This is a genomic window from Dankookia sp. GCM10030260 (genome assembly GCF_042666655.1).
GTDB lineage: Bacteria > Pseudomonadota > Alphaproteobacteria > Acetobacterales > Acetobacteraceae > Paracraurococcus.
Genome location: NZ_JBHTDE010000003.1, coordinates 776636 through 789126 on the forward strand (window position 1 = coordinate 776636; position 12491 = coordinate 789126).

At 71.3% G+C, this 12491-nt stretch carries 11 protein-coding genes; 3 read left to right on the plus strand and 8 right to left on the minus strand.

All coding sequences use genetic code 11. The features are described from left to right. Positions 1 to 66 precede the first annotated feature (66 nt). Positions 67 to 1050 carry a sensor histidine kinase gene (locus tag ACFQS7_RS15240; RefSeq protein ID WP_380067940.1) on the minus strand — a complete coding sequence of 328 codons (984 nt, stop codon included), beginning with the start codon at positions 1048 to 1050 and terminating at the stop codon, positions 67 to 69. Between the two features lie 428 nt (positions 1051 to 1478). Further along, positions 1479 to 4175, minus strand: coding sequence for an aconitate hydratase AcnA (gene acnA / locus ACFQS7_RS15245; protein WP_380067941.1), 2697 nt, complete (start codon positions 4173 to 4175; stop codon positions 1479 to 1481). A gap of 117 nt (positions 4176 to 4292) precedes the next feature. On the opposite strand from acnA, the gene ccmA reads away from it, so the two are divergent. The 3 genes from ccmA to ACFQS7_RS15260 all read left to right on the plus strand — a co-directional run bounded on the left by ccmA (position 4293) and on the right by ACFQS7_RS15260 (position 6630). Continuing rightward, complete coding sequence (gene ccmA / locus ACFQS7_RS15250; protein WP_380067942.1) at positions 4293 to 4883, plus strand: heme ABC exporter ATP-binding protein CcmA; 591 nt, start codon at positions 4293 to 4295, stop codon at positions 4881 to 4883. Then, a complete protein-coding gene (gene ccmB / locus ACFQS7_RS15255) occupies positions 4880 to 5539 on the plus strand; it encodes a heme exporter protein CcmB (protein WP_380067943.1) in 660 nt (219 codons plus the stop codon). The genes ccmA and ccmB overlap by 4 nt, the downstream gene beginning before the upstream one ends. A gap of 230 nt (positions 5540 to 5769) precedes the next feature. Then, positions 5770 to 6630, plus strand: coding sequence for a TauD/TfdA dioxygenase family protein (locus ACFQS7_RS15260; protein WP_380067944.1), 861 nt, complete (start codon positions 5770 to 5772; stop codon positions 6628 to 6630). A gap of 17 nt (positions 6631 to 6647) precedes the next feature. Here the strand turns inward: ACFQS7_RS15260 and ACFQS7_RS15265 are convergent, their stop codons facing one another. The 6 genes from ACFQS7_RS15265 to ACFQS7_RS15290 are packed head-to-tail and all read right to left on the minus strand — an operon-like array spanning position 6648 to position 12395. Next, a complete protein-coding gene (locus ACFQS7_RS15265; protein ID WP_380067945.1) occupies positions 6648 to 7778 on the minus strand; it encodes a serine hydrolase domain-containing protein in 1131 nt (376 codons plus the stop codon). A 23-nt stretch (positions 7779 to 7801) separates the two neighbouring features. Continuing rightward, entirely contained in the window at positions 7802 to 8818 is a 1017-nt protein-coding gene (locus ACFQS7_RS15270; protein WP_380067946.1) for an LLM class flavin-dependent oxidoreductase, read from the minus strand. Between the two features lie 52 nt (positions 8819 to 8870). Further along, a complete protein-coding gene (locus ACFQS7_RS15275) occupies positions 8871 to 9824 on the minus strand; it encodes a Bug family tripartite tricarboxylate transporter substrate binding protein (protein ID WP_380067947.1) in 954 nt (317 codons plus the stop codon). Between the two features lies 1 nt (position 9825). Then, positions 9826 to 10317 carry a DUF934 domain-containing protein gene (locus ACFQS7_RS15280; RefSeq protein WP_380067948.1) on the minus strand — a complete coding sequence of 164 codons (492 nt, stop codon included), beginning with the start codon at positions 10315 to 10317 and terminating at the stop codon, positions 9826 to 9828. Beyond that, entirely contained in the window at positions 10304 to 12016 is a 1713-nt protein-coding gene (locus ACFQS7_RS15285; RefSeq protein ID WP_380067949.1) for a nitrite/sulfite reductase, read from the minus strand. Before ACFQS7_RS15285 ends, ACFQS7_RS15280 begins: the two co-directional genes overlap by 14 nt. Before the next feature lie 16 nt (positions 12017 to 12032). Beyond that, positions 12033 to 12395: a DUF2849 domain-containing protein gene (locus ACFQS7_RS15290; RefSeq protein WP_380067950.1), complete on the minus strand. Its 363-nt coding sequence runs from the start codon at positions 12393 to 12395 to the stop codon at positions 12033 to 12035. Positions 12396 to 12491: the final 96 nt, after the last annotated feature.

The window sequence follows — 12491 nt, forward strand, 5'->3', positions numbered from 1 at the left end:
CAGGCCCCATTGCCTTCCTCGGGCGTCGAGCCCTGCCGCGTGGCGGTGACCAGCCTTCCCGGCGCTTCACGCCGTGAGCCGGTCCCGCTGCATCCGCAGCGTGACGATCACGCCTTCCGGCGACCAGTCCACCTCGATGCCGCCGCCGAACTGGTGCACCATGCCGCGGCGGATCAGGTCGCTGCCGAAGCCCGCCGGCGCCGAGGGCGCCACCACCGGCGGCCCGCCACGCTCGGTCCAGACCAGCACCACCTCCGCCTCGGTGAGTGTGGGGCAGGACAGGTCCAGCGTGCCGCGCTCCACCGACAGCGCGCCGTATTTCAGCGAGTTGGTCGCCAGCTCGTGCACCACCAGGGCCAAGGTGGTGGCCGCCGCCTCGCCCATGTCCAGCTTCGGCACCGAGATCCGGATGCGTCCGGCGGTGCCGTCGGTCTCGTCGTAGGCTTGCAGCAGGACGCTCAGCAGGTCGCCGAGCAGCGCCGAGGTGCCCGGCTTGCCCGGCCCTGGCCGGGCCAGCTCATGCGCCCGGCCCAGCGCGCCCAGCCGCCGTGTCAGGTCGCGCGCCATCTCCTCCGCCGTGCCGGCGGAGCGGGAGGTGATGCGGGCGAGCTGGGAGGCGACGAGCAGCAGGTTCTTGACCCGGTGGCTCATCTCCCCGGCCAGCAGCTCGTGCGCCTCCTCGGCCTGCTTCCGCCCCGTGACGTCGAGGAAGATGCCGCGCATGATGCTGTGCTTGATGTCCGCGTCGCTGCCCTGGCCGCGGGTCGAGATCCAGCGGACGTCGTCGCCGGACAGGATGCGGAAATCCATCTCGTAGGGGCCGACGATGGCACGCGTGGCGGCGAAGCCCGCCCGCACCCGGTCGAGGTCGCGTGGGTGGATCTTGGCCGACAGGTCGTTGAAGGTGATGCGGGCCTCGTCGTCCACGCCCCATAGCGCGCGAGCACGCGGGTCCATGGTGATGGCGTCGGTCTCGACGTTCCAGGACCACAGGCCGACACCGGCGGCATCGATCGCGGCACGCAGATTCTTGAGATCCCAATCGGGCACTGGCGGAACTCCGGGGCCAGGATCGGGGATTTCCCGTGCCGGGGGCGCGCCGTGCAAGCAAGCGGGAGTGCCGCTTCCCGGATCAAGGATCCTGCGGGCAACGCACCGGGCAAGGCGGGGTCTTCCCACGCGGCCTGGAAATGGGTCTAGCCGATGCCGAGCCCCACGACCAGCGCGCGCCACCCGCGGCAATCTCCTCCGCTGCGGCATGGCCGATGACGCCGCCGATCCGGGGCACGGGTGTCCGGCACTCGGATCTGCAGCGGGCGCGGGCCGGCCTGGTCGCGGCGCACCGGGCCAGGGTGGTCCGGCCGGTCGATGGGGCACCTCCAGATAAGGTGTGACCATGCGGCGCCCCGGCTTCAAGCACCCCGAATTGCGAAGGGGCCCTTGCGGGCCCCTTGCTTCCGTCCGGTCAGGCGCCCGGTTCAGGCCGCCTTGGCCATCCCGCGCAGCACGTAGTGCAGGATGCCGCCGTTCTTGTAGTACTCGACCTCGTCCGCCGTATCGATGCGGCTCATCACCTGGGCCTTGTCCACCGTGCCGTCGGCGCGGCGGATGACCAGGTCCAGAGTCTGCCGCGGCTTCAGGTCCTCGAGGCCGAGGATGTCGATCTGCTCGTCGCCCTTGATGTTCAGCGACTTGCGGTCCTGCCCGTTCATGAAGACCAGCGGCAGGACGCCCATGCCGACCAGGTTCGAGCGGTGGATGCGCTCGAAGCTCTCGGCGATGACGGCCTTGACGCCGAGCAGGAAGGTGCCCTTGGCCGCCCAGTCGCGCGAGGAGCCGGTGCCGTATTCCTTGCCGCCGAAGACCACCAGCGGCACGCCCTCGGCCTTGTACCTCATCGCCACCGTGTAGATCGGCGCGACCTCGCCGGACGGGTAGTGCTTGGAGACGCCGCCCTCGGTGCCCGGCACCATCTCGTTCTTGATGCGGATATTGGCGAAGGTGCCGCGCATCATGACCTGGTGGTTGCCGCGGCGGGCGCCGTAGCTGTTGAAGTCGTCCTGGCGGACCTGGTGTTCCATCAGGTACTCGCCGGCGGGGCTCGACTTGCGGATGTTGCCGGCGGGCGAGATGTGGTCGGTGGTGATGCTGTCGGCGAGCTCGGCCAGGATGCGGGCGCCGTGCACCGACGTCACCGGCGTCAGTTCGGCGGTCATGCCCTCGAAGTAGGGCGGGTTCTGCACGTAGGTGGAGCCCGAGTTCCAGCGGTAGGTGTCGCTGTCGGCGTCCACGCGGATCGCCTGCCACTGCGCCGGGCCCTTGAAGACGTCGCCGTACTTGTCGAGGAACATGGCGCGGGTGACGCAGTCGTGGACGGTGTCGTTCACCTCCTTCTGCGTCGGCCAGATGTCCTTGAGGTAGACCGGCTGGCCGTCCGAGCCATTGCCGATCGGCTCCTTCGTCAGGTCCTTGGTGACGCTGCCGGCGAGCGCATAGGCCACGACCAGCGGCGGCGAGGCCAGGTAGTTCGCCCGGACATTGGCGTGGACGCGGCCTTCGAAGTTGCGGTTGCCGGACAGCACGCCGGCGACCACCAGCTTCTCGTTCTCGATGGCGTCGACGATCGGCTCCGGCAGCGGGCCGGAGTTGCCGATGCAGGTGGTGCAGCCATAGCCGACGGTCTGGAAGCCGATGGCGTCGAGGTCGGCCTGCAGGCCCGAGGCCTCGTAGTATTCGGTGACCACCTGGCTGCCGGGGGCGAGCGAGGTCTTCACCCAGGGCTTCGGCATCAGCCCCTTGGCCCGCGCCTTCCGGGCGACGAGCCCGGCGGCGATCATGACATAGGGATTGGAGGTATTGGTGCAGGAAGTGATCGCGGCGATCACCACGTCGCCATGGCCGAGGTCGTAGTTGGCGCCCGCGACCGGGACGCGCTTGTTGGCCTGGTCGCCCGGGACGCCCATGGTGCCGGCGGCAAGGTCCTTGGCGAAGGATGCCGCGGTGCTGGCCAGCGCCACGCGGTCCTGCGGCCGCTTCGGCCCGGCCATGGACGGCTCGACCGAGCCCATGTCGAGCTCGAGCGTGTCGGTGAAGACCGGGTCGGGCGTGTTGGCATCGCGCCACATGCCCTGGGCCTTGCAGTAGTCCTCGACCAGCTTGACCCGGTGCTCGTCGCGGCCGGACAGGCGGAGGTAGCCGATGGTCATGGCATCGACCGGGAAGAAGCCGCAGGTCGCGCCGTATTCCGGGGCCATGTTGCCGATCGTCGCGCGGTCGGCCAGCGGCAGGTCGTCGAGGCCGGCGCCGAAGAATTCGACGAACTTGCCGACCACGCCCTTCTTGCGCAGCATCTGCGTCACGGTCAGCACCAGGTCGGTGGCGGTGACGCCCTCGCGCAGCTTGCCGGTCAGCTTGAAGCCGATGACGTCGGGGATCAGCATGGCGATCGGCTGGCCGAGCATGGCCGCCTCCGCCTCGATCCCACCGACGCCCCAGCCGAGCACGCCGAGGCCGTTCACCATGGTGGTGTGGCTGTCGGTGCCGTAGCAGCTGTCGGGGTAGACGAAGGTGTCGCCGGTGTCCTGCGCGGTCCAGACCACCTGCGCCAGGTATTCCAGGTTCACCTGGTGGCAGATGCCGGTGCCCGGCGGCACGACGCGGAAATTGTCGAAGGCCGACTGGCCCCAGCGGAGGAACTCGTAGCGCTCGCCGTTGCGCTCGAACTCGATGTCGACATTCTGCTTGAGGGCGGAGGCGGTGCCGGAGACGTCCACCATCACCGAGTGGTCGATGACCAGGTCGACCGGCAGCAGCGGGTTCACCTTGCGCGGGTCGCCGCCCAGCTTGATAATGCCGTCGCGCATCGCGGCGAGGTCCACCACCGCAGGCACGCCCGTGAAGTCCTGCAGCAGGATGCGGGCCGGGCGGAAAGGGACTTCCTTCTCGGAATGGCCGGCGGGCAGCCAGCCGGCGACCGCCTTGGCATCCTCCACCGTGTAGCTCGCGCCGTTCTCGTAGCGCAGCACGTTCTCAAGCAGCACCTTCAGGCTGTAGGGCAGCCGGCTGATGTCGCCGATGCTCTTGGCTGCCTCGGGCAGGCTGAAGTAATGGTAGGTCTTGCCGTCCACCGAAAGGGTACGGCGGGTCTTCAGGCTGTCCTGCCCGATCATCCGCATGATCCGGAACCTTCTCCGTTCGTCGCGCGCCGTTGCGGCGCACCACTGGGCCGGGTTTAAGCATGATGCCGCGGGATGGTCCACGGGGCGCGCAATTCCAAGGGGCTAGGTCGGATAATGCTGGAGGCGCGGGACCTCGCCTGCCTGCGGGGCGAGAGGGTGGTCTTCGCCGGCCTGTCCTTCCGGCTGGAGCCGGGCGGTGCCCTGCTGCTGGTCGGCGCCAATGGCGCGGGCAAGTCGACCCTGCTGCGGCTGCTGGCCGGGCTGCTGCGGCCCGAGGCCGGCGCGCTGCTGTGGGACGGCGCCGACGCGCTGGCCGACCGCGCGGCGCATGCCGCCCGCATCCGCTACCTCTCGCACCAGGATGCGCTGAAGCCGGCGCTGACGGCGCGGGAGAACCTGCTGTTCTTCGCCAGGCTCTGGGGCGGGGAGGTCGATGCGGCGCTGGCGGCGCTCGACCTGCTGCCGCTGGCGGAACTGCCGGCCCGCGTGCTGTCCTCCGGCCAGAAGCGGCGGCTGGCGCTGGCGCGGCTCGCGCTCGGCACGTCCCCGCTCTGGCTGCTGGACGAGCCGACGGTCGGGCTGGACACCGCCTCGGTGGCGCGGCTGGGCGCGCTGCTGGCGCGGCACCGGGCGGCCGGCGGGATGGTGCTGGCGGCGACCCACCTGCCGCTGCCCATGCCGGGCGCGCGGGAGTTGCGGCTGTGAAGCCCTGGATCGCGCTTCTCGCCCGCGAACTCCGCCTCGCGCTCCGCCACCCGGCCGATACCCTGGCCGCGGTGCTGTTCTTCGTCCTGGTCGCGGCCCTGTTCCCCTTCGGCGTCGGGCCGGCGCCGGAGACCCTGGCGCGGCTCGCCCCCGGCGCGCTGCTGGCCGCCGCCCTGCTGGCCGCGCTGCTGCCGCTGGACCGGCTGTTCGGCGCCGATGCCGAGGACGGCACGCTGGACCAGCTGCTGCTGTCCGGCCTCGGGCCCGCCGCCGTGGCGCTCGCCAAGGCGGCGGCGCATTGGCTGACCACCGGCCTGCCGCTGTTGCTGGCCACCCCGATTGCCGCCGCCATGCTGAACCTGCCGGTGGAGGCCTGGGGCGCGGCGATGGCGGCGCTCGGCCTGGCGACCGGGTTCCTGTCCCTGCTGGGCACCACGGGCGCCGCGCTGACGCTGGGCGCCCGGCGCGGCGGGGTGCTGCTGCCGCTGCTGGTGCTGCCTTTGGCGATCCCGGCCGTCATCTTCGGCGCCGCGGGGATCGAGGCGGCGGCGGCGGGGCTGGAGGTCAGGCCCTACCTGCTGCTGCTGGCGGCGCTGCTGGCCGCCGCCCTGCCGCTGGCGCCGCTGGCCGCCGGCGCGGCGCTGCGGGTGGAGTAGGGCTGGCGGCCCCGCTGCCCTGCGTCCAGGGTGGCGCCAACCAACCGGGAGGATGACCACCCCATGCTGCCCCAGGCCCTGCAATGGATCAGCGAGCACCGTACCGGGATGGTGATCCTCGTCGGCGTCATGGTCCTGACGATGCTGGCGAGACGGCGCTGACATCCCCCTTGGCCCTTGCCGGATCGCCGGGGCATGCTTCCCGAAAATCCCCGGGGAGCAGACGACCCATGCCCGAAGCCACGCCCCTCCACCCGTTGTTCGCCGCCCAGGTCACCGGGATCGACCTGCGCCGCGGCGTGACGGCCGAGGACGCCGTCTGGCTGCGCGCGGCGCTCGACCGCCACGCCGTGCTGGTGCTGCCGGGCCAGGCGATCGACGACGCGCAGCAGGTCGCCTTCGCCGAGGCCTTCGGGCCGTTGGAGGCGACGCGGCCGGGCGCGCGCGGCGCCGGCAGCCCGCTGATCGTGCTGAGCAACCTCGGCCCGGATGGCGATATCGTGCTGCCCAGCGACCGGCAGGTGCTGAACAACCTGGCCAACCGGCAGTGGCACCACGACAGCAGCTTCAAGCCGGTTGCCGCCCGGGCCTCGGCGCTGTCGGCCCGCGCCATTCCGGCCTGCGGCGGGGAGACCGAATTCGCCTGCATGCGCGCCGCCTGGGCCGCGCTGCCGGAGCCGCTGCGGGCGCAGGTGCGCGGCCGCGTCGCGCTGCACGACTTCGGCTGGTCGCGCAGCCGCGTGGCCCCGGACCTGGTGACCGATGCGGAGCGCATGCAGCACCCGCCGGTGCGCCAGGCGATGCTGCTGGCGGAGAACCCGCACGGGCCGGCGCTCTATCTCGGCGCCCATGCCCGCAGCGTGGAGGGCATGGACGAGGCCGCGGGGCGGGCGCTGATCGAGGCGCTGATGGATTTCGCCACCCAGCCGCGCTTCGTCTACCGGCATGCATGGACGCAGCATGACCTCGTCGTCTGGGACAACCGCGCGGTGCTGCACCGGGCGACGCCCTTCGACAGCCATGCCGAGCGGCGGGTGATGGTGCGGACGACCATCGCGGGCGAGCGGCCGACGCTGGCGGCGGCGGCGTAGCGCCGCCGCCCCGTAACCTACAGCGGCAGGATGCTGGCGTGCGCCAGGTTGGACAGCACGTCCATCCGCTGGTTGTGGAACAGCTCCGTCTGCCGGCAGTTCGAGAGATAGGCGAAGCTGACGCCGCTGGTCGGGTCCGCCCAGCAGTAGGAACTGCCCACGCCGCCATGGCCGAAGGTGCGCGGATGGGCGATGGCGCCCAAGCCCCGCACGACGGGGAACTCGCCGCGCGAATGCGGGCCGATGCCGCGGTTCATCGGCAGGCCCATGTATTCGTCGATGCGGTCGCCGGTGAAGTTGCGCGTCACGAACTCGATCATCCGCGGTGACAGCACGCGGGTGCCGCCCAACTGCCCGCCTTGGGCCAGCATCTGGTAGAAGGCCGCCATGCCGCGCGCGGTGCCGTAGCCGCCGCCGCCCGGGATGCCCGCGGCGCGGCCGGCCGGGGTGTTCTCCGGCATGCGGGCGGTGAATTTGCCGTCGACCGGTACGTCGTAGATATCCGCCGCGCGCGCCTGCTGCGCGTCCGGCAGCCCGACGAAGATCTCGTCCGCCAGGCCGAGCGGCGCGATGACCCGGTCGGTGATGAAGCGGCGGAAGTCCTGGCCGGTGATGGCCTCGATCAGCACCGCCGTGGTCCAGTGCGCCGAGGCCGGGTGGTACTGCACCTTGCTGCCGGGGGTCCATTCCAGGCTGAAGTCGGAGACCGTCCGGCGCAGCAGCGCATGGTCCGTCCAGCAGGCTTCCGGCACCACGGCGCCGGGGAAGCCGGCCTGGTGGGTCAGCAGCTGGAGCACGGTGATGCCGGCCTTGCCGTTCGCGGCGAATTCCGGGACGTGCTGGGCGATCGGGTCATGGAAGCGCAGCAGCCCGTCCTCCACCAGCATCCAGACCGCGGCGGCGGTGACGACCTTGGTGTTGGAATACATCAGGAAGACGCTGCGCGCGTCGGCCACGACATCGGGCGCCACGCGGGCGCGGCCGAAGCTGCGGAACAGCGCCAGCTTGCCGTGCCGGGCGATCGCCACCTGGGCGCCGGGATGGTGGCCCTCCGCCACATGCCGCTCGATGGTGGCGCAGAGCCGCTCCAGCGGGCGCGGGTCGAGGCCGAGGGCCTCCGGGTTGGATTCGGGCAGCGGGACGCTCATCGGACATCTCTCCCTTGGGTTGGTCAAGCAGCCTCGCGGTATTCTTCCGCCAGCGCCGGCATCACCTCGCGCGCGAACAGCGTGGCGGAACGCAGCATCTCGGGATGGCTCTGGTCGCCGAAGGCGAAGCGGCTGACCAGGTAGTTCACCCCCGTCGCCGCGACCTGCGCCCGCAGCGCGTCGCGCACCTGCGCCGGCGTGCCGGCGAAGGCCAGGCCGGCGACCTCGGCATCGGCGAAATCCTCGCTCATCACCGCATTGACCGGCGCCGCGCCGTGCTTGCGCCAGAGCCTGAGGAAGCTGACGGCATGCACCCGCCAGGCGCGCCGCGCGACGGCCTGCGCCTCCTCGGCCGTCTCGGCGAGGACCATGGCGCGCGACAGGCCGATGCAGGGCAGCGGTGCCGGCCGTGTCCATTCGGCGCGGAAGCGCGCGACGATCTGGGCGACGCGCGCCGTCGGCCCGTTGCAGACCGTGGCGAAGCCGCCCTGCGCGGCGCGCGCGGCGTGCTCCACCGTGGCGCTCGGCATCCAGAGCGGCGGGTGGGGGCGCTGCTTCGGGCGCAGCACGATGGGCACGTCGCGGCATTGCCAGAAGCGGCCCTCGAAGGTCACCTCGTCCTGCGTCAATGCGCGCAACAGCAAATCGAGTCCTTCGCGCAGCATCGCCGGGCTCTCCGCCGCGTCGACGCCGTGGTAGCCGAGTTCGAAGGGCGAGACGCCGCGGCCGACGCCCAGCTCGAACCGCCCTTGGCTGAGGTGGTCGAGCAGGCAGACCTCCTCCGCGATCTGCAGGGGATGCCGCAGCGGAAGGATATAGACCAGCGGGCCGAGCCTGATGCGCGCGGTGCGCTGCGCGACCGCGCTCAGCCAGGCGCCGGTGGCGGGCGTCGCCGACAGCGGCGTCGCATGGTGCTCGCTGACATGGTAGCGGTCGAAGCCGGCCTGGTCGTAGAAGGCGGCGAGCTGCAGGCGGGATTCGTAATGCGCGGTCAGGTCGGCCGCGCCGAGGTCGTTCTGGTCGAAGATGCCGAACTGCATGCCAGGCTCCTCCCGCCCTTTCGGGGGAGCCTAGCAGGTGGGGTGCCTACCGCTAGTCCGGCTGGATGCGGGCGCGGCGGACCACTTCGGCCCAGCGCTCGGCATCGGCGCGGATCACCTGGCCCAGCGCCTCGGGCGGCGCGTCCACCGGCTCCAGGCCGAGGGCGGCGACGCGTTCCGCCACCTCCGGCCGGCGCAGCACGCCGGACAGCGCCGCATTCACCCGCGCCAGGATCGCCGGATCGGTGCCCGCAGGGGCCACGATGCCGTGCCAGCCCACCGCCGTGGCGCCCGGCAACCCGGCCTCGCCGAGCGTCTGCACCTCGGGCAGCGCGGCGGTGCGCTGGCCGGAGGAGACGAACAGGCCGCGCATCCGCCCGACCTTCACATGGTCGGTCACCGCGCCGATGTTGATCAGCACGCCCTGCAGGGTGCCGCCCAGCAGGTCGTTCACCGCCAGCGCGCCGCCCTTGTAAGGCACATGGGTCCAGCGGATCTCGGCGGCGCCCTGGATCTGCTCGCCCAGCAGGTGTGCCAGGCTGCCGTTGCCCGGTGTGCCGACCGCGACCGGCCCGCGCCGCGCGAGCTCGACGAAATCCGCCAGGCTGCGGGCCGGGCTGTCGGCGCGCACCACCAGGATCTGCGGCACCCGCACGCCCTGCGCCACCGGGGCGAAGCCGGTCACGTCGAAGCCGAGCTTCGGGAACAGCGTCCTGTTGATCGACAGGCTGTCGGACCCGGCCAACAGGGTGTAGCCGTCCGGCTTCGCCCGGGAGACATGCTCGTAGCCGATATTGCTGCCGGCGCCTGGCATGTTCTCAACCAGCACGTTCTGGCCGAGCGCATCGGTCAGGTGCCGGGCGAACAGCCGGGCGACGATGTCCTGGCTGCCGCCGGGCGCCACCGGCACGACGTAGCGGATGGAACGCTCGGCCGGCCAGGCCTGGGCGAGCGCCGGGCGCGCCAGGATGGCGGCGCCGAGCGCGAGGAGGGAACGGCGGTGCATGTCAGACCCTTTCCAGCCGCCGGCGCCGCAGGCCGAGCGGCGCGCCGGCATCGAGCGCGGGCTGGTAGGCGATGTCGACGATATCGGCCGCCTGCGTCCAGACCGAAACATCGGCGCCGTCGGGCAGCTGCACCGTGCCGACGCCGCAGCGGCGCAGCATGCGGTACTGGTCGGGCAGCACATGGCCGGTGGCGCGGATCTCGCACCGGAAGCCGAGATGCTCCCGCAGCGCACGGGCCTGGGTGAAGGCGCGGCCGTCCTTCGACTTCGGCAGGGTCACGGTGATGAGCGACAACCGCGGCAGCAGGTCGGCGATCGCCTCCGGCTGCGTCGCCGGGTCGAGCGCCAGGCCGAGCGGGGCATTGCGGCCGGCCAAGTCCTCGGCCCGCAGCCGCGCGAGGCTCAGGATCGCCGGCGCATCGGGCAGCGGGGCGTCGTCGGCCACCGCCACCCAGTCGTCGGCGACCAGGCGGCCATCCTCAAGCAACGGCATAGAGCGCCTCCTTGAACGGCGCGAGGCCGATGCGGCGGTAGGTGTCGACGAAGCGCTCGCCCGCGCCGCGGCGCGCGACATAGGTGCGGAGGAGGGTCTCCACCGCATCCGTCACCTTCTCGTAGGGAAAGCCGGGACCGACCAGCTCGCCGATGGCGGCATCGTTGGTCGCGCTGCCGCCGAGGGTGATCTGATAGCTCTCGGCGCCGCGCTTATCGACGCCGAGGATGCCGATATGGCCGACATGGTGGTGGCCGCAGGCATTGATGCAGCCGGAGATGTTGATGAAGCACTCGCCGATCTCGAGCTGCCGGTCGAGGCTGGCGAAGCGTTCCGTGATCATCTGCGCGACGGGGATGCTGCGGGCCGTCGCCAGCGCGCAGTAGTCCATTCCCGGGCAGGCGATGATGTCGCTGAGCAGGCCGATATTGGGCGTCGCCAGCCCCACCGTGCGCAGGCCGTCCCAAACGGCGAACAGGTCTTCCTGGCGCACATGCGGCAGCACGAGGTTCTGCACATGGGTGACGCGGATCTCGCCGAAGGAATGCCGCTCCGCCAGCGCGGCCACGGCCTCCATCTGCTCGGCCGAGGCATCGCCCGGGATGCCGCCGATCGGCTTCAGCGAGATGGTGACCGAGGCATGGCCCGGCGCCTTGTGGGCGCGGACGCTCTGCTTCGCCCAGGCGGCGAATTCGGCGTTGCCGTCCAGCGCCTGCGCATAGGCCGGCGGGTTGTCCGGCAGAGCGGCGAAGGGCGGCGGGGCGAAGTGGCCGGCGATCTGCTCGACGATCTCCGGGTCCAGCCGGTACTTCCGCTTGGGCAGCCGGGCGAACTCGGCCTCGACCCGCTCGGCGAATTCGTCGCCGAGGTCGCGCACCAGGATCTTGATGCGGGCCCGGTAGATGTTGTCGCGGTTGCCGAGCGCGTTGTAGACGCGCAGCACCGCTTCCAGGTAGGCGAGGAACGCGTCCTCGGACACCCAGTCGCGGATCTTCCGCGCCAGTACCGGCGTGCGGCCGAGGCCGCCGCCGGCCCAGACCTCGAAGCCGGTCTCGCCGGCCGCGTTCCGCTTCACCACCACGCCGACGTCGTGCGCCTGCATCGCCACGCGGTCATGCGATGCGCCGGTGATGGCGATCTTGAACTTGCGCGGCAGCCAGGTGAATTCTGGGTGCAGGGTCGACCATTGCCGGATGATCTCGGCATAGACGCGCGGATCGGCGACCTCGTCGGGAGAGGCACCGGCATACTCGTCCGTGGTGGTGTTGCGGATGCAGTTGCCGCTGGTCTGGATGGCATGCATGTCGACATCCGCGAGCGCGCGCATGATGTCGGGCACGTCCTCCAGCTTCGTCCAGTTGAACTGGATGTTCTGCCGCGTGGTGAAATGGCCGAAGCCGCGATCCCAGCGGCGGGCGATCATCGCCAGTTGGCGCAGCTGCGTCGCGTTCAGGATGCCGTAGGGGATGGCGATCCGGTACATGTAGGCGTGCAGCTGCAGGTAGAGGCCGTTCATCAGCCGCAGCGGCTTGAACTCGTCCTCGGTCAGCGCGCCGGCCAGCCGGCGTTCCACCTGGCCGCTGAACTCGGCGATGCGCTCGGCCAGGAACTCGCGGTCCACCTCGTCGTAGCGGTAGGTCCGCGCATGCGGCGGGAAGGCCGGGGCAGGCAGGACGGTGACGTCGACATGGGCGTTCATCGGGCGGGGCGTCCGGTCAGGAGGCTAGGCGATAGGCAGGCGGCTCGGCGTCGATTGAGGGGCCCTGCGCGCGCAGCCGCTCGCGGAACTTCAGCGGGACCGGCTGACCGGCTTCCAGTGCCACGTCGATGCCGTAGGCGCCGACCACCTGCTGCGCACGCTCCCCCTGCTGGGCGAGGGCCAGGCCGGCCTCGGCCTCGGCGGGCGGGAAGACTCGGGCCTCGGCGACGGTGTCCGCCCAGCGGCCGGCCTCGGCCAACCAGACGACGCGGCCGTCGCGCAGGCGGTTGGCGGTGAAGACACGTGGCGCGGCAGCGGGCTTGGCCTTCACCGGGGTGCTCATCGGGTGGAATTCCTCAAGGCCGAGCGGTGCCTGCACGGCCGCCGCTGATGTGACCTGCGATTTAACGGTCTTTTATGGGGTATTCAAGGCCATCCACAGTCGAGAGTGTTTTCCACTCCGGCGCGGCGGTCG